17 protein-coding genes are annotated in these 19004 nt (G+C 72.2%); 15 read left to right on the forward strand and 2 right to left on the reverse strand.

Translation table 11 applies throughout. The annotated features are described in order from the left end of the window. Positions 1 to 88 precede the first annotated feature (88 nt). The 4 genes from ACWER9_RS24555 (at position 89) to ACWER9_RS24570 (ending at position 5135) form a co-directional block, all read left to right on the forward strand. Complete coding sequence (locus ACWER9_RS24555) at positions 89 to 1474, forward strand: MFS transporter (protein ID WP_452304047.1); 1386 nt, start codon at positions 89 to 91, stop codon at positions 1472 to 1474. A gap of 27 nt (positions 1475 to 1501) precedes the next feature. Next, on the forward strand, positions 1502 to 2995 hold the full coding sequence (locus tag ACWER9_RS24560) for a pyridoxal phosphate-dependent decarboxylase family protein (protein ID WP_452304048.1): 1494 nt from the start codon (positions 1502 to 1504) through the stop codon (positions 2993 to 2995). Between the two features lie 161 nt (positions 2996 to 3156). Then, on the forward strand, positions 3157 to 3738 hold the full coding sequence (locus ACWER9_RS24565) for an NADH-quinone oxidoreductase subunit B (RefSeq protein WP_088987536.1): 582 nt from the start codon (positions 3157 to 3159) through the stop codon (positions 3736 to 3738). Positions 3739 to 3818: 80 nt separating this feature from the next. Further along, positions 3819 to 5135 carry a DUF2252 domain-containing protein gene (locus ACWER9_RS24570; protein ID WP_452304049.1) on the forward strand — a complete coding sequence of 439 codons (1317 nt, stop codon included), beginning with the start codon at positions 3819 to 3821 and terminating at the stop codon, positions 5133 to 5135. A gap of 15 nt (positions 5136 to 5150) precedes the next feature. On the opposite strand, the gene ACWER9_RS24575 is transcribed toward ACWER9_RS24570, so the two are convergent. After that, positions 5151 to 6197 carry a glucose 1-dehydrogenase gene (locus ACWER9_RS24575; protein WP_452304050.1) on the reverse strand — a complete coding sequence of 349 codons (1047 nt, stop codon included), beginning with the start codon at positions 6195 to 6197 and terminating at the stop codon, positions 5151 to 5153. Between the two features lie 105 nt (positions 6198 to 6302). Here ACWER9_RS24575 and ACWER9_RS24580 point away from each other — a divergent pair, with 105 nt between their 5' ends. Then, a complete protein-coding gene (locus ACWER9_RS24580; RefSeq protein ID WP_452304051.1) occupies positions 6303 to 7133 on the forward strand; it encodes an NADH-quinone oxidoreductase subunit C in 831 nt (276 codons plus the stop codon). Then, complete coding sequence (locus ACWER9_RS24585; protein ID WP_357355056.1) at positions 7133 to 8095, forward strand: complex I subunit 1/NuoH family protein; 963 nt, start codon at positions 7133 to 7135, stop codon at positions 8093 to 8095. The genes ACWER9_RS24580 and ACWER9_RS24585 overlap by 1 nt, the downstream gene beginning before the upstream one ends. Before the next feature lie 294 nt (positions 8096 to 8389). Here the strand turns inward: ACWER9_RS24585 and ACWER9_RS24590 are convergent, their stop codons facing one another. Beyond that, positions 8390 to 9409, reverse strand: a complete 1020-nt coding sequence (locus ACWER9_RS24590) for a glutathione S-transferase family protein (RefSeq protein ID WP_452304052.1) — start codon at positions 9407 to 9409, stop codon at positions 8390 to 8392. 85 nt (positions 9410 to 9494) lie between these two features. On the opposite strand from ACWER9_RS24590, the gene ACWER9_RS24595 reads away from it, so the two are divergent. The 9 genes from ACWER9_RS24595 to ACWER9_RS24635 all read left to right on the forward strand — a co-directional run bounded on the left by ACWER9_RS24595 (position 9495) and on the right by ACWER9_RS24635 (position 18929). Next, complete coding sequence (locus ACWER9_RS24595) at positions 9495 to 9923, forward strand: ester cyclase (protein ID WP_452304053.1); 429 nt, start codon at positions 9495 to 9497, stop codon at positions 9921 to 9923. Positions 9924 to 10007: 84 nt separating this feature from the next. Further along, a complete protein-coding gene (locus tag ACWER9_RS24600; protein ID WP_452304054.1) occupies positions 10008 to 10619 on the forward strand; it encodes a NuoI/complex I 23 kDa subunit family protein in 612 nt (203 codons plus the stop codon). A gap of 25 nt (positions 10620 to 10644) precedes the next feature. After that, positions 10645 to 11205, forward strand: coding sequence for an NADH-quinone oxidoreductase subunit J family protein (locus tag ACWER9_RS24605; protein WP_452304055.1), 561 nt, complete (start codon positions 10645 to 10647; stop codon positions 11203 to 11205). Then, positions 11202 to 11564 carry an NADH-quinone oxidoreductase subunit NuoK gene (gene nuoK, locus ACWER9_RS24610; RefSeq protein WP_452304056.1) on the forward strand — a complete coding sequence of 121 codons (363 nt, stop codon included), beginning with the start codon at positions 11202 to 11204 and terminating at the stop codon, positions 11562 to 11564. The genes ACWER9_RS24605 and nuoK overlap by 4 nt, the downstream gene beginning before the upstream one ends. After that, complete coding sequence (locus ACWER9_RS24615) at positions 11561 to 13492, forward strand: NADH-quinone oxidoreductase subunit 5 family protein (RefSeq protein ID WP_452304057.1); 1932 nt, start codon at positions 11561 to 11563, stop codon at positions 13490 to 13492. Before nuoK ends, ACWER9_RS24615 begins: the two co-directional genes overlap by 4 nt. Then, positions 13489 to 14997, forward strand: coding sequence for a complex I subunit 4 family protein (locus ACWER9_RS24620; protein WP_452304058.1), 1509 nt, complete (start codon positions 13489 to 13491; stop codon positions 14995 to 14997). The genes ACWER9_RS24615 and ACWER9_RS24620 overlap by 4 nt, the downstream gene beginning before the upstream one ends. Before the next feature lie 55 nt (positions 14998 to 15052). Then, positions 15053 to 16540: an NADH-quinone oxidoreductase subunit N gene (locus ACWER9_RS24625; RefSeq protein ID WP_452304059.1), complete on the forward strand. Its 1488-nt coding sequence runs from the start codon at positions 15053 to 15055 to the stop codon at positions 16538 to 16540. 116 nt (positions 16541 to 16656) lie between these two features. Further along, positions 16657 to 17532, forward strand: coding sequence for a zinc metalloprotease HtpX (gene htpX / locus ACWER9_RS24630; RefSeq protein ID WP_452304060.1), 876 nt, complete (start codon positions 16657 to 16659; stop codon positions 17530 to 17532). A 137-nt stretch (positions 17533 to 17669) separates the two neighbouring features. Then, positions 17670 to 18929 (forward strand): MFS transporter, encoded by a 1260-nt coding sequence (locus ACWER9_RS24635; protein ID WP_452304061.1) that lies wholly within the window; start codon positions 17670 to 17672, stop codon positions 18927 to 18929. The last annotated feature ends 75 nt before the right edge of the window (positions 18930 to 19004 follow it).

Genomic DNA, 19004 nt, shown 5'->3' on the forward strand with positions numbered 1-19004 from the left:
CAGTGCCGCCAACCTGACTGTTCGGTTGTGTTCACCAGGGCCGGCAGGGTGGTCAGCCGTCGACCTAACGTGAGTAACATTCGGCCCCATGAAAACGCCGCCGGGTGCCGGCTCGTCAGCCACCGGCCCGCTGCCCCGATCGGTGCACGCCGGCTACGCGCTCGGTTCCCTGGCGACCGGAGCGTTCGGCACCGTGCCCGGTCTGCTGCTGTTGCCGTACCTGACCGACACCCTGGGCGTGGCCGCCGGGCTGGCCGCCCTGCTGGTGCTGCTGCCCAAGGCCTGGGACGTGCTGGTCAACCCGGTTGCCGGGCGGATCTCCGACCGCACCAGGTCACGGTGGGGCGCCCGCCGGCCCTACCTGCTCGTCGCCGGCCTCGCGCTCGCCGTCCTGTTCGCGTCGATCTTCGCCGCACCGTTCGGTAACGGTTCCGGCGCTGCGGCGTACGTGGCGTTCGCCTTCCTCGCCACCGCCACCGCGTTCGCCTTCTTCCAGGTGCCGTACGTGGCGATGCCGGCGGAGCTGACCGGCGACTACGCCGAGCGGACGCGGCTGATGACCTGGCGGATCGCGGTGCTGGCACTTGCCATCCTGGTCTCCGGGGCGGTCGCGCCACTTGTGGTGAGCGTCGGCGGTGACGGCGTGGCCGGGCACCGCTGGATGGGTGTGTTCGTGGCGGTGCTGATCGCGCTCGGTGCCCTCGGCGCGTTCCTGGGCACCCGGTCCGCGCCGACCGGCACGGTGGGCGAGAGCGAGCCGACCCTGCGCGCCCAGCTCGCCGTGGCCGGTGCCAACCGCCCGTTCCGGGCACTGCTGATCTGCTTCGTGGTGCAGTCCGCCGGGGTGGCGACGATCCTGGCCGGGGTCAACTACTTCGCGGGGCAGATCCTGCGCGACGAGGAGAGCGGGCCGACCCTGCTCTTCGTCTGCTTCGTCGGGCCGGCGCTGCTGGTGATGCCGGTCTGGTCCCGGGTCGGTGCCCGGCTGGGCAAGCGGACCGCGCTCGTCGTCGCCTCGCTGATCCTCGCCGTCGGCGCGTTCGCCCTGGTCGCCGCCCCGGTGCTGCCGCCGGTCGCCGTGTACCTCGTGGTCGCGCTGATCGGCGTGGGGTACGCCGGGCAGCAGGTCTTCGCGCTGGCGATGTTGCCGGACTGCATCGCGTACGAGACGGCGCGCACCGGGCGACGGCAGGCGGGCGTCTTCACCGGCCTGTGGACCGCCGGTGAGACCCTCGGCCTGGCACTCGGCCCGGGTATCTACGGGCTGGTGCTTCAGCTCTCCGGTTACGTCTCCTCCGACACCGGCTCGGCGGCGGTCCAGTCCGACACGGCGAGACTCGGCGTCCTCCTCGGCTTCACACTGATCCCCGCCCTGCTCATCGCCCCGCCGATCCTTCTCCTGCGCCAGTACACCCTCACCGCGCGGGGTGACCGGGTCGATCATGGAGTTGTGCTGGGGGATGAGAGCCGTTAACCGTCACGAGAAGGGCACCGCAACTCCATGATCGACGAGAGCAGGGTCGAGGCCGGGGCGCTCTCCGCCACCGGGGTTCCAGCGGAACGGGCACTCGAGGAGGTGCGGAAGCTGCGGGCGGCCGACGCGCCCACCCACGGCGGACGGCTGTTCGCGTACGTCTACGACCCTGCGGTGCCGGGGCTGGACGAGCTGGCCGCCGCCGCCCACCGGGAGAGCGCGCACGTCAACGGTCTGGACCCGACCGCGTTCCCGTCCCTGCTGGCGATGGAGAACGCCCTCGTCGCCGCCGCCGGCCGGGTGCTCGGCGCTGGCCCGGGCACCACCGCACCTGACGTCGTCGGCAGCGTCACCAGCGGCGGCACGGAATCGCTGATCCTCGCCGTCAAGACCGCCCGGGACGCCCACCCGGAGATCTCCGCACCCCGGATCGTGGTGCCGTCGAGCGCGCACGCGGCATTCGCCAAGGCGGCGCACTACCTGCGGGTGGAGCTTGACGTCGTACCCGTCTCCCCCGAGACGCTGCGCCCCGACCCGGCCGCGATGGCCGCCGCGATCCGCCCGGAGACGGTGCTTGTCGCCTGCTCCGCGCCGTCGTACGCGCACGGGGTCGTGGACCCGGTCGCGCAGATCGCGGCCGCCGCCGCCGAGGCCGGGGTGCGCTGCCACGTCGACGCCTGCTTCGGCGGCTGGACCCTGCCGTACCTACGCCGTCTCGGGGAGCCGGTGCCGGCGTTCGACTTCGCGGTGCCCGGGGTCACCTCCATCTCGGTCGACCTGCACAAGTACGCGTACGCGCCGAAGGGGGTGTCGGTGCTGCTGCACCGGGACGCCGCACTTCGTGCTCCGCAGTACTTCGCGTACGCCGACTGGCCCGGCTACACGATGATCAACCCGGTGATCGCGTCCACCCGCTCGGGCGGGCCGATCGCCGCCGCGTACGCCACCGTCCGGCACCTCGGCGACGACGGTTACCTGCGGCTGACCGCCACCACCCGGGACGCGGTCGCCGGTCTGGCCGACGCGGTGCGAACCGTCGACGGGCTGCGATTGATGGCGGAGCCGGAGTCGACGGTGGTCTGCTTCACCGCCACGGAGGATGGCCCGGACCTGTTCGTCCTGGTCGACGAGCTGACCGCGCGGGGCTGGCACACCCAACCCCAGCTCTCGTACGCCGGTCTGCCCGCAAGCGTGCACCTCACCGTCACCGCCGCGGTCGCGCCCCGGGTGGCCGAGTTCGGGCCGGACCTGGGCGACGCGGTGGCGGCGGCGCGAGCGGCCGGCCCGGTGCGGCTGCCCGCGGAGGTGGCCGCGCTGGCCGGCGCCCTCACGCCTGATGCGCTGACCCCGGAGCTGGTCGCGGGCCTGGCCGCAGGGCTGGGAATGGGCGGCGAAGCGGACGGCGCACCGCTGCCGGAGCGGATGGCGGTGGTCAACACTCTGCTCGACGCCGCACCGCCGGCGTTGCGGGAACGGCTGCTCGTCGAGTTCGTCGGCCTGCTGCAACGTCCCAGCTGGTGACCGGAGCGCCGGCCGCGCCGCACGCCCCCGTGGCGTACGGTGCGGCCGGCGGCCGGGCTGTCTGTCGGCTCGGGGACACCTGGCGAGGTGTACGGGCCGCTCACCGCCGGACCGTACGGACGACGCCTGTGATTCACTGTCGAGGAGGAGAGGGGGCGCTCGTGCAGCTGCCGGCAGTGCTCGGCGAGCCGATCCGGTTCGTGCTGAACTGGGGGCGCCGCTACTCGCTCTGGGTGTTCAACTTCGGTCTGGCCTGCTGTGCCATCGAGTTCATCGCGACAAGCATGGGCCGGCACGACTTCATCCGGCTCGGCGTGATCCCGTTCGCCCACGGCCCCCGCCAGGCCGACCTGATGGTGGTCTCCGGCACGGTGACCGACAAGATGGCCCCGGCGATCAAGCGGCTCTACGACCAGATGCCCGAGCCGAAGTACGTCATCTCGTTCGGTGCCTGCTCCAACTGCGGCGGCCCCTACTGGGACTCGTACTCGGTGACCAAGGGTGTCGACCAGCTCATCCCGGTCGACGTGTACGTTCCCGGCTGCCCGCCCCGGCCGGAGGCGCTGCTGCACGGCATCCTGCGCCTTCAGGAGAAGATCGCCGCCGAGCAGTCCGGCATCGGCGGGGTGCCGCAACGGGACGTGCTCGCCGCGCCGCTCGACGCTCCGCCGCGCGAGGCTGCCGCGCCACGCTCGGTCGACTCGCTCACCGCTCCGCCGGTCCGCCCACCCGCCACGACCTGAGTTCGGGCGGCCACGCGGCGCCCGATCGACGGTGGTCGGTTCGTCACCCGTAGTGGACCCACCGCACTAGCCTGCGCACTATGAGCAGCTCAGCGGACCAGCGGTCCGCCCACATCGTCGACGTGCTCACCGAGGAGTTCGGTGCGTCGATGGCTATCGACCCGGCCGCGTTCCGGCGCAAGTTCCGCAAGATGGCGGCGTCGCCGTTCGCCTTCTACCGCGGCAGCGCGGTGCTGTTCTACGCCGACCAGCGCGGCGACTTCGCCGACGACAGGTTCCTCGACGCGCAGACCAGCCGGGTGTGGATCCACGGTGACCTGCACGCGGAGAACTTCGGCACCTACATGAACGCCTCCGGGCAGCTGGTGTTCAACGTCAACGACTTCGACGAGGCGTACGTCGGGCCGTTCACCTGGGACCTGCGCCGGCTCGCCGCGAGCGTGGCGCTGTTGGGCTACGGCAAGGCGCTCTCCGACACGGCGATCGGGGAGTTGGTGGGCGGGTTCGCCAGGTCGTACCTGACCGAGCTGCGGGCCATCGCCGCCGGCGGTGACGACGCCATCGGGTCGATCACCCTGGACAACGCCGACGGGGTGCTGCGCCGGGTGTTGCAACGGGCCCGGCTGAACACCCGCGTCGACCTGCTCGCCGCGCAGACCACCATCGACAACTACGAGCGACGCTTCTCCATCGGCGACGGGGTCTTCGAGATCGACGCCGCCACCCGGGACGTGGTCAGCGCCGCGTTCCAGGACTACCTGGGCACCCTGCCGACCGCCTCGACGCAGCTACGTCCGGTGGCGGCGCGGATCAAGGACCTGGTGCTGCGCAAGGGCGTGGGCATCGGCTCGGCCGGGCTGCCGTCGTACAACCTGCTGCTTGAGGGGCACACCCAGGCACTTGAGAACGACGTCGTCATCTACATGAAGCAGGCGCAGGTGCCGGCCGTGGCGCGGTACGTCACCGACGAGTCGGTCCGTGGCTACTTCCAGCACCAGGGGCACCGGACCGCCGAGTCGCAGCGGGCGTTGCAGGCGCACGCCGACCCGTGGCTGGGCTTCACCGAGCTGAACGGGGCCGGTCAACTCGTCGCCGAGGTGTCCCCGTACGCCGCCGATCTGGACTGGTCGGACGTGAACGAGCCGGAGGAGTTGACCGGGGTCCTCGTCGACCTCGGTCGGGCGGTGGCCCGGATGCACTCGGTCGCCGACGACGAATCCAGTCACGACCTGGTGGACTACTCCACCGAGGAGGCAATCGTCGCGGCGGTCGACACCGACGAGTCGGGCTTCGTCGCCCATCTGGTCGACTTCGCGCACGCGTACGGGGTGCGCGCCCGCCAGGACCACCAGCTCTTCGTCGACCTGTTCCGCAACGGGCGGCTGCCGGGCATCTGATCGGCGGGGCGTCGCTCAGGAGGCGAACTCAAGCACCACCTTGATGTCGTCCGGCCCGGGGGTGTACGCGTCGGCGTACCTGTCCACCGGCACCCGCCTGGTGATCAGCGACTCGAGCCAGACCTGGTCGGCGCGGGCGAGTGCCTGCGCGGCCATGCTCCAGTGCCGCCGGTTGGCGTTCACCGAGCCGAACACCACGTTGTTCTCCAACACCAACTCCCGGTTGAGAGCCCCGGCGTCGAAGTCGATGCTCCGGCCACCACTGGACACCCCGGCCAGGCAGACGATCCCGGTGGGGGCCGCCTTGCACATGACGTCGAGGACCACTGTGGGAGCGCCGGTGCACTCGATCACCACGTCCGGCTCGAAGGGCAGGTCGTTGACCGGCACCGTGTGGTACGTGGCGCCGAGCCCGGCGACCAACTCCGGCTTCGGCCCTTCGGTGTTGCGATCCAGCACGTGGACGGTGAGCCCGCGCTGGGTGCCGAGCAACGCGGCCAGCAACCCGATCGGGCCGGCCCCGGTCACCAGGACGGTCTGCGGCTGCCACTCGGCCCGGTGCCCGATCCGCTCGATGTGGTCCCAGGCCTTCGCCACCACACTCGTCGGCTCCAACAGCACGCCGACCTGAGCAAGTGTCGGGTCGAGCTTGACCGCGAACTGGGGTTCGATCCGCCAGCGGTCCCGGGCGAACCCGGGAAGCGCCTTGATGCCGTGCTCGGTGTACTGACCGTTGCGGCACATGTCCCACTCGCCGACCGCACAGTTGGGGCAGGGGACCGGGTCGGGGTGTCTGACGATGCCCGCCACCAGGTCGCCGGTTTGCAGCGTGCCGCTCGAGTCCTCGATCACCCGGCCCAGTGACTCGTGGCCGATGATCAGGCGTTCCGCACCCGGCGGCGCCTCGCCGTACTCCCCGGCGATGATCTCGTGGTCGGTGCCGCAGATCCCCACCGCCAGCGCCTCGACCAGAACAGAGCCCTCCTCGGCAGCCGGCTCCGGCTGATCCTCGACGAGGCTCAACGAGTTGGCGACCCCGGGTCCCACAGTCACAGCGCGCACGCCCTCATCTTTCCCCGCCGAGGCGTACGCCGCGTCCAAAGCCGGCAGATCGCCTGGCATCGGCGGCGGCCAGGTGTGGGCCCGGCCGGCACTAGGATCAGCGGCATGACTCCCGAAGAGGTCGGCGCTCGACTGGTCGCGCTGCTCGCGCCGGTCGAGGCGACCCCGTCGGTCTCCGGCGGGCAACGGTTCGCCCGGGCCACCGTCGACGTGCCACCGACGAGTTGGCTGACCGCGGTCTCCGCCGCCCGTGACAACACCGAGCTGGCCTGCGACTTCTTCGACTGGCTCTCCGCAGTCGACGAGCTGGCCGACGGCTTCGACGTGGTGGCGCACCTCTGGTCGACGCGGCTGCGCCACGGCCTGCTGCTGCGTACCCGCCTGCCGCGCGAGGCGCCCACCGTCGCCTCGGTGGTCGACGTCTACCCGGGTGCCGCCTGGCACGAGCGGGAGACGCACGAGATGTTCGGCATCGACTTCGCCGGTCACGGAGACCTGCTGCCGCTGCTGCTGCCCCCGGAGTTCGAGGGGCACCCGCTGCGTAAGGAGTTCGTCCTCGCCTCCCGGGTGGCCAAGCCCTGGCCGGGTGCGAAGGAGCCGGGCGAGTCCGAGGCCGGCGGCGGGCGTCGACCGATCCGCCCGCCGGGCGTCCCCGCTCCGGGCGAGTGGGGGCCCACGCCCACCCCGGCCGGCGCCGGTGGAGTCGGGGAGGGCCCGCGTGGCGGCACCCCGGCCAGACCGGCCCGTGAGCGTCCGGCGCGGCCCGCCCCGGAGGCCCGTCCGGCGCGTACTCCCCGGCCATCCGGCACCGCCGACGGCCCGACCCCTGCCGACCAGCCCGCGCCCGGCGCTGGCCCGGCCGCATCGGGGGTCGACCCGATCGCGGACCCGCCGGGCCGCGACGGCCGGAGCGACAACGACGGGGGTACGGCCTGATGCCGCTCTGGGTGGAGCTGGTGCTCCGAATCGGCGGCGTGGTGGTCGCGTTCCTCACCCTGCCGTTGCTCGTCGGCCAGGCCGAGCACAAGGTGATGGCGCACATGCAGGGCCGGCTCGGCCCGATGTACGCGGGCGGCTTCCACGGGTGGGCGCAACTGGTGGCCGACGGGGTCAAGTTCGTGCAGAAGGAGGACATCACGCCGCGCGAGGCGGACCGGGCGGTGTTCCGGTTGGCGCCGGCGGTGGCTCTGGTGCCCTACCTGCTGGTGCTGCTGGTCATTCCGCTCGGGCCGAACGACCTGGTCGGGCAACCGTTGGACATCGGCCTCTTCTTCGTGCTGGCCGTGGTCGGCGTCGGGGTGGTGGCGGTGCTGATGTCGGCGTGGGCGTCGGCAAACAAGTACAGCCTGCTGGGTGGGCTGCGGGGGGCTGCCCAGTTGCTCGGCTACGAGCTGCCGCTGGTGCTTGCCGCCGCGTCGGTGGCGATGGCGGCCGGCACGCTCAGCCTGTCCGGCATCGTCGAGGCGTGGCAGCCGTGGTGGTTGCTCTGGCAGGCGCCCGCAATGATCATCTTCTTTGTCGCGGGGCTGGCCGAGATCCGCCGGCCGCCGTTCGACATGCCGGTGGCCGACTCGGAGCTGGTCTTCGGCTACATGACCGAATACACCGGGCTGCGGTTCGCGTTCTTCCTCCTCGCCGAGTACGTCGGCATCGTGGTGATCGCCGCGCTGACCACGGTGTTGTTCCTGGGCGGTTGGCAGGGCCCGTTCGCCGACGACCAGCTGGGCTGGCTCTGGACGCTGCTCAAGATCTTCGCGGTGTCCTTCGTGATCATCTGGCTCCGGGTGTCCTACCCCCGGCTACGCGAGGACCAACTCCAACGCCTCTGCTGGCTGGTGCTGGTCCCCGCGTCCCTGGCCCAGTTGGTCCTGACCGCAGCCGTCCGCCTAGCGCTCTAACCCCCGCCGGGCCCTGCCCCGCCGGGCCCTGCCCGGCCCCGCCCGGCCCTGCCCCGCCCGGCCCTGCTCACGCCTCGTCGATCATGGAGTTGTGGTGGGTGACAAGTCGCCCGTGAACCACCAATCCAGGCACCACAACTCCATGATCGACGGGTTCGGGCGTCGCCGCCCCGCGATCTTGCACTTTCTGTGCCGACATAAGGGACGTAGTACCCGATTCGACAACCGAAACTGCAAGATCGCTGGGGCTGGGGCTGGGGCTGGGGCTGGGGCTGGGGCTGGGGCGGGCTTGGGTTAGCGCAGCGGGGTGTGTTTCGGGTCTACTGGCTCGGCGGGGGGTGGGGGCGGGGTGCCGTCGCCGAAGGGGCGGCCGCCGAGCGCTTCGCGGCCGTGCGGGGTGAGCCAGTTGGACAGGTCCGGTCCGAGCGGCACGATCCCGGTCGGGTTGATGTCGCGGTGCACCTCGTAGTAGTGCCGCTTGATGTGGTCGAAGTCGATGGTGTCGCCGAAGCCGGGGGTCTGGAACAGGTCCCGGGCGTACGCCCACAGCACCGGCATCTCGCTCAACTTCTGCCGGTTGCACTTGAAGTGACCGTGGTAGACCGGGTCGAAGCGAACAAGTGTGGTGAACAGCCGCACGTCGGCCTCGGTGATGGTGTCGCCGACCAGGTAGCGCTGGTCGGTCAACCGTTCGGTGAGCCAGTCAAGTCGGTCGAAGAGCTGGTGGTACGCCTTGTCGTAGGCTTCCTGGCTGCCGGCGAACCCGCACCGGTAGACGCCGTTGTTGACGTCCCGGAACACCACGGCGTTGACCTCGTCGATCTGCTCCCGCAGGTGTTCGGGGTAGAGCTGCGGGGCGCCCTCGCGGTGGTACGCCCGCCACTGCGTGGACAGGTCCAGGCTCATCTGCGCGTAGTCGTTGGTCACCACCTGCCCGGTCGGCACGTCGACGATCGCCGGCACGGTGATGCCGCGTTCGTAGCCGGGGAAGCGCTTGAAGTACGCCTCCTGGATGCGCTCGATGCCGAGCACCGGGTCCCGACCGTCCGGGTCGAGGTCGAAGGTCCAGCTCCGGGCGTCGTGGGTCGGGCCGGCGACGGCCATCGAGATGGCGTCTTCGAGACCGAGCAACCGCCGTACGATGATCAGTCGGTTGGCCCAGGGGCAGGCCCGGCTGACCGCCAGCCGGTACCGGCCCGGCTCGACGGGGTAGCCGTCCCGCCCGTCCTCGGTGATCCGGGTGGCGATGTACCGCTGGTCGCGGGTGAACTCGCCGCCTGGCTCGACGTACTTGCCGCCTTTTTCCTCGCCCACGTCACCCTCCCGGTCTGGACCAGTGTGTCTCTACCCCATCCTCACGGATCTACGGCTCGACGGCGGTCCCGGATAGCCTGCCGGCATGACGGATGTGGAGGCGGCGGCCCGGCGGTTCATCGCCGATGTGTGGAATGCCCGCCAGGAGGAGTCGGCGTACGAGCTGGTCGCCGAGGAGTGCCCGGGGCTGGGCGGCACCGGGCCGGCGGCGACGCTGGCCTGGCACCGTGAGCGTCGGGCGGCCTTCCCGGACCTGCGCTACAAGATCGTCGACGTGGTCGCGGCCGGTGAGCGGGTGGCCGTGCACTGGCGGGCCGCCGGCACCCACGTCGGGCAGTTCGGGCCGGTGCCTCCGACCGGGCAGGTGGTCAGCTATTCGGGGGCGACGTTCCTGCGCTTCGACGCGGCGGGCCGGATCGTCGAGGTGTGGAGCTGCAACGAGTTGTTCCAGTTGCTGCAACAACTCGGCGTCGAGATGCTCCCCCCGACCATCGTCGGTGGACCCGGGGCGTGAGTGGGCCGATCCGCGGGTGACAGGTAGGCCTTGCGACCGTGGACCTGTGGGTGGTGGTCGCGCGCGCCGTGGCCACAGGGCAGGATGGTCGACATGAGCGACCCCAGCGAGCGCGGTGACACCGGCGACCGCGGCCTTCCCGGCGCGGGCCTGGTGAAGGGGCTGGCGGTCACCCTCAAGACGATGACCAGCCGCTCGACCACCCAGCAGTACCCGGACGTCGCCCCTGACCTGCCGCCCCGCTCGCGCGGCGTGATCGCGCTGTCCGAGGAGAACTGCACGGTCTGCATGCTCTGCGCCCGCGAGTGTCCGGACTGGTGCATCTACATCGACTCGCACAAGGAGGAGGTGGCGGTGCCCGGCGCCGCCCGCCCCCGGCAGCGCAACGTGCTCGACAAGTTCGACATCGACTTCTCGCTCTGCATGTACTGCGGCATCTGCATCGAGGTCTGCCCGTTCGACGCGCTCTACTGGTCGCCGGAGTTCGAGTACGCCGAGTACGACATCAAGGACCTGCTGCACGACAAGGACCACCTCGGTCAGTGGATGGCCACCGTTCCGCCGCCGCAGGCGCACGACCCGAACGGCGAGCCGGCCAAGGAGGAGACCTCCGCCGCGCGCAAGGTGGCCGCCGCCCGTCCCGCTTCGTCTGCCGTACGCCCCGAGCCCGACGCGGACCCGGGTGCCGCGTCGTGAGCACCACAGTCGAGAGGGCGGCGCGGTGACCGGGGCGGATGTGCTGCTGCTCGCCCTCGGCGCGGTGGCGGTCGGCGCCGGCGTGCTGGTGGTGACCACGAAACACCTGGTCCGGGCCGGGCTCTACCTGGTGGTGTGCCTGGGCGCGTTGGCCGGTGACTTCCTGGTGCTCAGCGCCGAGTTGGTGGCCTGGGTCCAGGTGTTGATCTACGTGGGCGCGGTGGTGGTCCTGCTGCTGTTCGCGGTGATGCTGACCCGGGCGCCGATCGGTGTCTCCGACGACCTGGACCGGCCCGGCTGGCCGGCCGCCCTGATCGGCGGCGGCGCCGGGCTGGGGCTGACCGCTCTGCTTGTCGACGCGTACCGGTGGAGCACCGTCGCTTCGCCCTCCACCGGCACCGCCGAACGGCTGGGTGAGCAGATCTTCCAGTCCTGGGTGCTGCCGTTCGAGGTGCTCTCGGTGTTGCTGCTCTCCGCGCTCGTGGGTGCGATCGTGCTGTCCCGGCCGGACATCGGCCGAGCCGCCCCGCACGGCGACGGCCGGGCGGCCGAGCTGGTCGACAGCGAGCCCGGGGGGCGTCGGTGAGGCCGGTCATCCCGTACGTCACCGCCGCGCTGCTCTTCGGCCTCGGCGTGTACGGCGTACTGCGCCGCCGCAACGCGGTGCTGGTGCTGATGTCTGTCGAGTTGATGCTCAACGCGGTCAACCTGATCCTGGTCACCGCGGACACCACCGCCCGCGCCGTGCTCCCGCACTCGGGGCAGGTCTTCGCGCTGTTCGTCATCGTCCTCGCCGCCGCCGAGATCGGGGTGGGGCTGGCGATCGTCCTTCAGCTCTACCGGCTGCGGGCCACCGTGGCCGTGGACGACGTGCCGTTGACCGAGCCGTCGGGTCCCGTCGACGGGCGCGAGCCGGCCGTCCTGGACGCGGAGGCGGGCCGGTGACCGGGCTGCTCGGGGCGCTGCTTCCCGCCGTACCCCTGGTCGCCGGGTTGCTCGGGCTGCTGCTGCCACCGGCCCCTCGACGCGACGGCGCGACCGGCGGCGGCCGGGCCCGGACGACGGCCGTGACGTTCGGCGTCGCCGGCGCGGCCGGAGCGTTGGCGCTTGCCGTCGCGCTGCTGCTCACCGTCGACGGGCCGACGGAGACGTCGAGCACCTGGGTCGACCTCGGCGGGCTTGCGGTGACCCTCGGCGTACGGCTGGACGGCGCCGCCGCGCTCGTCGCCGTCGCGGTCACCGCTGTGGCTCTGGCCGTGCAGGTCTACTCGATCGGCTACCTGCGGCGTGGTCCCCACGACGACGTCGACGTGGACCACCGCTACCCGCCCTACGCCGCCCAGATCAGCCTCTTCACCGGGGCCATGCTGCTGGTGGTGGTGGCCGGTGACCTGATCATGCTGTTGGTGGGCTGGGAGGTGATGGGCCTCTGTTCGTACCTGCTCATCGCCCACGACCGCCGACTGGCCGGCGCTCCCGCCGCGGCCATGAAGGCGTTCCTGGTGACCCGGGTCGGTGACGTCGGGTTCCTGCTCGGCATCGCGCTGCTTGGCGTGTCGACGGGCAGCTTCCGGATCGCCGACGTGCTCGCCCACGACCACTCCACCGCCACGTTGACCGCCGCCGGCCTGCTGCTGCTCGCCGGTGTGGCCGGCAAGAGCGCGCAGTTCCCGCTGCACACCTGGCTGCCGGACGCGATGGCCGGCCCGACGCCGATCTCCGCGCTGATCCACGCGGCGACGATGGTCGCCGCCGGGGTGTACGCGGTGGCCCGGCTCTACCCGCTGTTCACGGCCGCTCCGGTGACGTTGACCGTGCTGGGGGTGCTCGGCGCGATCACGCTGCTGCTCGGCGCGCTCGCGGCCACCGCCCAGGACGACATCAAGCGGGTGCTGGCCTGGTCGACAGTGTCCCAGTTGGGCTACATGACCGGCGCGCTGGCGGTCGGCTCCCCGGCGGCGGCGCTGTTCCACCTGCTCACCCACGCCGCGTTCAAGGCGCTGCTGTTCCTCGCTGCGGGCGCGGTGATCCACGCCGTCGGCACCACCCTGATGTCGGAGATGGGTGGGCTACGGCGCAGCATGCCGGTGACGTTCTGGTGCACCGTGGTGGGCCTGGGCGCGTTGGCCGGGGTGCCGCCGCTGGCCGGTTTCTGGAGCAAGGACGGCGTCCTCACGGTGGCCGAGTCCGCCGCCCTGGAGGGCACCGGCCCGGCACCGTCGTGGGTGGGCTGGATCGTCTGGGTCGCCGGGTTGGTCGGTGTGGCGATCACCGCCTGGTACGCCGGCCGGCTGCTGCTGCGCACCTTCTTCGGCGCTCCGCGCCTGCCCCTGCTCCGGCCGCACGACCCGCCGGCGGTGCTGCGCTGGCCGCTGGTGCTGCTGGCCGTGCCGGCCGCGCTGCTCGGTCTGGCCGGGTTCGTCGGGGCGTTCGCCGATCGCCTGCGGTTCCCCACCGTGCCCGTGGCGGGCTCCGAGGACGGCCTGGCCCACGTGGGGTCGGGGGTGCTCCTGCCGCTGGCGTTGCTGCTGGTCGGGGCGGCGCTTGTCACGCTGGGGTGGCGTCGTGACCCGGCCGCCGACCCGGCGGCCGCGCTGGGTCCGCTGCGGCCGGTCTTCGCCCGCGCGTTCCGGCTCGACGACGTCCAGCACACACTTGTCGTACGCCCCGTCCGCGCGCTGGCCCGTGTCGCCCGCTCCGGTGACGAGGTGGTGGTGGACGGCGCGGTCGAGGGCACCGGGCGGGCCGCGACAGGTCTGGGTGCGGGGCTGGCCGCCCTGCACCGCGCGGCGCTGCCCCGGGCCGCCGCCGGTGTGCTGGCCGGCGCGCTGCTGATCGGGCTGGCCGCCGCCCTCCTGGGAGCTAACTCATGACGCTCGGGCAGGGCTTGCTGGTTGCGGTGCTTGCGGTGCCGGCGCTTGGTGCGGTCGCGGTGGCGGCGACGCCCCGGGACCGGGCGGCTCGGCTGGTCGGGACGGTCGCGGCGGCACTGACCCTGCTGGCGACGGTGGCGCTGGTGTTCGGCCGCCTGGACTGGCTGGTCTGGTCGGACAATGGGCCGGCGGTGCTCCCGTGGCACAACCTGGATCTGCAGTGGGTGCCCGGTCTGGGGTTGCGGTTCCACCTCGGCGTGGACGGCATCTCCTGGCCACTCGTGGTGCTGACCGCGCTGCTCACGTTGCTCTGCTGCGCGTACACGGTGTGGCGGGTGCCGGACGGCGGCAGCGGCCGGGCGCTCGTGGCGTTGCTGCTGGTGGTCGAGGTGGGCATCCTGGGCACCTTCCTCGCCCTGGACCTGGTGCTGTTCTTCCTCTTCTTCGAGGTCGTCCTGCTGCCGATGTACGCGATCATCGCCGGTTGGGGCGGCGCGGACCGGCGTCGGGCGGCCCGCAAGTTCGCGCTGTACACGCTCTTCGGCTCGGTGCTGCTGCTCGTCGGCGTGTACGTGGTGGTCGCCGCCGCCGGTACCGCCGACCTGATGAAGTTGACAGGTGGCGCGGGGATGTCCCGGGGCACCCAGTTGGCGGCGTTCACGCTGCTCGCCGTGGCCTTCGCGGTGAAGAGCCCGCTGTGGCCGCTGCACTCCTGGCTGCCCGACGCGCACACCCAAGCCCCCACGGTGGGCAGTGTGGTGCTGGCCGGGGTGCTGCTGAAGATGGGCACGTACGGCCTGATCCGGGTGGCGGTGGGAGTGGCGCCGGAGGGCGCGCGCTGGGCGGCGCCGGTGCTCGGGGTGCTCGCCGTCGCGGCGATCCTCGTCGGTTCGCTCGTCTGCCTGGCCCAGACCGACGTGAAGCGGCTCATCGCGTACTCGAGCGTGGGGCACATGGGCTTCGTGTTGCTTGGCGTCGCCACGCTGACCACCGTCGGCATCCAGGCGGCGCTCATCGGCAACGTCGCGCACGGGGTGATCACCGGGCTGCTGTTCTTCCTGGCCGGGGCCGTGAAGGACCGGACCGGCACGGGCACCCTCGCCGAGCTGTCCGGGCTGCGTGAGACCGCGCCCCGATTGGCGGGTCTGCTCGCGTTCGCGGCGATCGCCTCGCTGGGTCTGCCCGGGTTGGCCGGCTTCTGGGGGGAGGCGTTCGCGGTGATCGCCGCCGTGCAGGTGGGCGGCCCGCTCTGGACCACCCTCGGGGTGCTGGCGGCGGTCGGTGGGGCGCTCACCGCCGCGTACTTCCTGCGCCTGCTGCGCCAGGTCACCCACAACCGGCCGAGCCCCGCCGTCGGGCAGGTCGGCCCCGGCCTGGCCGGTGCGGAGCTGACCGCGTGGGTGCCGCTGGTGCTGCTCGCGCTGGCGATCGGGCTGGCGCCGACGCTGGTCCTCGGCGTCGCCGAGGCCCCCGTCGACGCCCTGATCGAGGTGGTTTCCCGGTGAGCGCGAGGAGTGCAGCGGAGCAGAGCCCCGCAGTCGCGAACGAAGGCGGGTCCCGATGACCGGCGTGCAGAGCGTGGACAGCGTCGCGCTGCTGCCGGCCTACCTGGCCGCCGGCACGGCCGTGCTCGTGCTCGTCACTGACCTGTTGCTGGCCCGGCCCCGGGCCACGATGGCGGTGGCCTCGCTCGGCGCGCTCGGCACCGCCGTCGGGTCCGCGCTTGTCGGCGCGGCGGGGGAGCGGCGGACGTTCTGTGTCGGCGCCGACTGCTCGTGGATCTTCGGCGGTCGCGCCGCCCTGGTCGGCGTGGTGGTCGCGCTGCTCACCCTGGGCGTGCTCGGGCTGTCGGTACCTGCGCTTCTGGCTGGGCGGTCGCCGGTGGGGGAGTACTGCTTCCTGCTGGCCTGCTCGATGACTGGCGGCGTGGTGCTCGGTGCGGCCGGTGACCTGATCACCCTGATCGTCGCCCTGGAGACGCTGACCCTGCCGCTGTACGTGCTTGTCGGCCTGCGCCGGGGAAGCCTCGCGAGTGCCGAGGCGGCGTTGACGTTCTTCGTGGTCAGCGTGGTGGCGACCACGCTGACCCTGCTCGGTGCGGCGCTGCTGTACGCGGTGTCAGGTGGGCTGCACCTGGACCGGCTCGGCGCGTTGCTCGCCGAGCAGCCGGAGGTGCGGGACCTGCCGTTGACCACCGCCGCGGTGGCGGTGCTGCTTGTCGGCCTGGCCTTCAAGGTGGCGGCGGTGCCGTTCCACGCCTGGGCGCCGGCCACCTACGACGGTGCGCCGCTGCCGGTGGCCGCGTACCTGTCCACGGCGTCGAAGCTTGGCGGCCTTGTCGCCCTGCTCGTCGTGGTGCAGCGGGCGTTGCCGGCGGACCAGACCGGGCCGGTGCTCGCCCTGCTCGCCGTGCTCACCATGACCGTCGGCAATCTGGTCGCCCTGCGTCAGCGGCGGACCGTCCGGCTGCTCGCCTGGTCGTCAGTCGCACAGGCCGGGTACATCCTCGCCCCACTGGGCGCGTTGGCGCTCGCCGCCGGGCGCACCGACGAGGCGAGGTCCGCCGCGTACGCGGCCGCCGTGGCGTACGCCGTCTTCTTTGTGGTGTTGGAGCTGGCCGCCTTCGCCGGGGTGACCGCCCTGCGGCCGACGGGCGCGGACGGCGGCACGCTCGACGACCTGCGCGGGGCGGCCCGCCGACACCCGTGGCGGGCAGCGGCGCTCGGTCTCGCGCTGGTGGGGCTGGCCGGTCTGCCGCCGGGGCTGGCTGGCCTGTTCGCGAAGGTGACAGTGGTACGGGCACTGCTTGACGGTGGCGCCGCCTGGCTGGCGCTGGTGGTGGCGCTGAACGCGGTGATCGGGCTGGCCTACTACCTGCGGGTGACCGCCGCGCTCTGGGCGCCGAACCCCGTCGGCATCCCGAACGGCGGCGGCGCTGTGGCCGTACCCCTGGTGGGGGTGGTGGCGGTGGTGCTGGCGGTGGCGACGGTGGCCGCCGTGGTGCTCGGCGTCGCCCCGCAGTTGGTGCTCGACCTGGCCGGCCGCTGACCTGACCTGCGGGTGCAGTCTCAGTCAACTCTCAGCGTTGTAACGGATGGTTGGCGGGTACCGGGTTGTTGAACCGGTCAGCGGATCCCGGCGATCCGTGCACCGAAGGAGACATCGTGCACCACAACCGTCTGAAGACCGCAGCGCTGCTAGGCCTGCTCAGCGCCCTGATCCTGGCGGTGGGCTACTGGTTCGGCGGCAGCGGCGGCCTGGTCATCGCCGTCCTCGTGTCTCTGGTCATGAACGGCGTTTCCTACTTCTACTCCGACAAGATCGCACTGCGCTCGATGGGGGCGCAACCGGTCAGCGAGGCGCAGTTCCCCGAGCTGTACCGGATGGTCCGGGAGCTGGCCACCGACGCCCAGCAACCGATGCCACGGCTCTACGTCAGCCCGACCGCGCAGCCCAACGCGTTCGCGACAGGTCGTAACCCGCAGCACGCGGCCGTCTGCGTGACCCAGGGCATCACCGAGGTCCTCGACTACCGCGAGCTGCGCGGTGTGATCGGGCACGAGCTGTCCCACGTCTACAACCGGGACATCCTGATCTCCAGCGTGGCGGCCGGCCTGGCCAGCATCATCACCCTGCTGGCCAACCTCGCCTTCTTCATCCCGATCGGCGGCGGGGACGACGAGGACCGCCCGAACCCGGCTGTGTTGCTGCTCACCCTGATCCTGGGCCCGATCGCGGCCACGGTGATCCAGTTGGCGATCAGCCGGAGTCGCGAGTTCCAGGCGGACGCCTCGGGCGCCGAGCTGAGCCGCGACCCGCTGGCGCTCGCAAGCGCGCTCCGCAAGATCGACGCGGTGGCCCGACGTCGGCCCCTGCCGGCCGAGGGGCAGCTCACCAGCACCGCCCACCTCATGATCGCCAGCCCGTTCCGGGGTGGCGGCGTGGCGGCGCTCTTCTCCACGCACCCGAAGATGGAGGACCGCGTCGCCCGACTGGAGCAGATGGCCCGCAACTCGGGACCGGTGCAGTTCCAGCGCTGACCCACTGATCCACCGCCTCCGCCCGTGTCCGGCCGCGCCGGATACGGGCGGAGTGCTGTATTTCCGCTGTCTACCGGCCGCGTGGTGGCGTTAGGGTCGTAACGGCTCACGCTCATTACACCCTCGGGAGGTTCCTGGTGACCGCGCTGCGTCAGTACCTGGGTATCTGGCGGATCCCCGGCGCGCCCATGCTGCTGATCACCGGCATCATCGGGCGGCTCGGCATCGGCATGACCCCGCTGGCGCTGCTCCTGGTGGTCGAGCAGGTGACCGGGCGCTACTCGCTCGCCGCCATCGCGGGCGGCATCTACGCCCTCGCCGGTGCCGCGCTCAGCCCGATCGCCGGGCGGATCGCCGACCGGGTCGGCCCCAGCCCGGTCCTGCTGCTCACCGCCGTCGCCCACCCGCTGGCGCTCGTCGGGTTGCTGCTGGCCAGCCGCTCCGGCGACGACGCCCTCCCCCTCATCTACCTCGCCTCGGGGGTGGTCGGTGCCACCTACCCACCGCTCACCGCCGCCATCCGAGGCGCCTGGAACGACCTGACCAGCCCCGACTCGGGCCGATACCCGCTCCGCAACACCGCGCTTGCCGCCGAGACCACGCTCTTCGAAATCGTCTTCGTCGTCGGCCCACTGCTCGTCGCCGGCTTCGTCCTCGTCGCCGACGCCGCGGCCGCCCTCGTCGGTGCCGCCGTGGTCACCCTGGCCGGCACGACCGCCGTGGCCCTCGGCCGGGTCATGCGCGGCTGGCGTCCACACCCCCGCGAGCACCACGCCCGCGGGCTCGGCCCACTGCGGGTCGCCGGCTTCCCGGCCCTGCTGATCTGCGTGGCCGGCCTGGGCATCGCGTTCGGCGCCGCCGGCGTGATCGTGCCGGCGTTCGCGAGCGACCACACCACCGCCGACCCGGAGAGCCTCGCCGGCCTGCTGCTAGCCGTCTGGGGAGTCGGCAGCGCCATCGGTGGGCTCTGGTTCGGCGTCCGCAAGCCGGCACCGAACATGACCCGGCAGTTCGCCCTGCTGCTCGCCGCGCTGGCCGCCACCTTCGCCGTCTTCGCGGTGATGCCCACCCCACTGGCGTTGGGCGTCGCGCTCGTCGCCGGCGGAGCCACCATCGCGCCCGCGCTGACCCTGGAGAACACCCTTGTCGGCCGGATCGCCCCCACCGGCATGCTGAACGAGGCGTACACCTGGGTGGTCACCGTCGCGGTGGCGTCCAGCGCCGCCGGCGGCTCGGTGGCCGGTGTGATCGTGGACCACGCCGGCGGCGTCCGCTGGGCGTTCCTCTTCGCCGGGGCGGCGGTCGCCGTCGGGGCCGCGGTCGCCGCACTACCCGCCGGGCCGATCGCCCGCGCGGAAACCACAGCGGTACGAACCGAACAACCCGTCCCGGCCTGACGGTGCGGGGCGGTCGACGGCCCGTGGGCGGTGTTGGCTGGCCTTGCCTGGCTTGGCTGGTCCCGCGCGTTGGCT

This window comes from Micromonospora sp. NPDC003944 (genome assembly GCF_053605225.1).

Excerpts from the sequence above, each read along its gene's own strand:
- ACWER9_RS24600 (WP_452304054.1), top strand. The coding sequence starts at position 10,008 with ATGGTCGACATGAGCGACCCCAGCGAGCGCGGTGACACCGGCGACCGC.
- ACWER9_RS24585 (WP_357355056.1), top strand. The coding sequence starts at position 7,133 with ATGCCGCTCTGGGTGGAGCTGGTGCTCCGAATCGGCGGCGTGGTGGTC.
- ACWER9_RS24570 (WP_452304049.1), top strand. The coding sequence starts at position 3,819 with ATGAGCAGCTCAGCGGACCAGCGGTCCGCCCACATCGTCGACGTGCTC.
- ACWER9_RS24580 (WP_452304051.1), top strand. The coding sequence starts at position 6,303 with ATGACTCCCGAAGAGGTCGGCGCTCGACTGGTCGCGCTGCTCGCGCCG.
- ACWER9_RS24625 (WP_452304059.1), top strand. The coding sequence starts at position 15,053 with ATGACCGGCGTGCAGAGCGTGGACAGCGTCGCGCTGCTGCCGGCCTAC.
- ACWER9_RS24560 (WP_452304048.1), top strand. The coding sequence starts at position 1,502 with ATGATCGACGAGAGCAGGGTCGAGGCCGGGGCGCTCTCCGCCACCGGG.
- ACWER9_RS24620 (WP_452304058.1), top strand. The coding sequence starts at position 13,489 with ATGACGCTCGGGCAGGGCTTGCTGGTTGCGGTGCTTGCGGTGCCGGCG.
- ACWER9_RS24555 (WP_452304047.1), top strand. The coding sequence starts at position 89 with ATGAAAACGCCGCCGGGTGCCGGCTCGTCAGCCACCGGCCCGCTGCCC.
- ACWER9_RS24595 (WP_452304053.1), top strand. The coding sequence starts at position 9,495 with ATGACGGATGTGGAGGCGGCGGCCCGGCGGTTCATCGCCGATGTGTGG.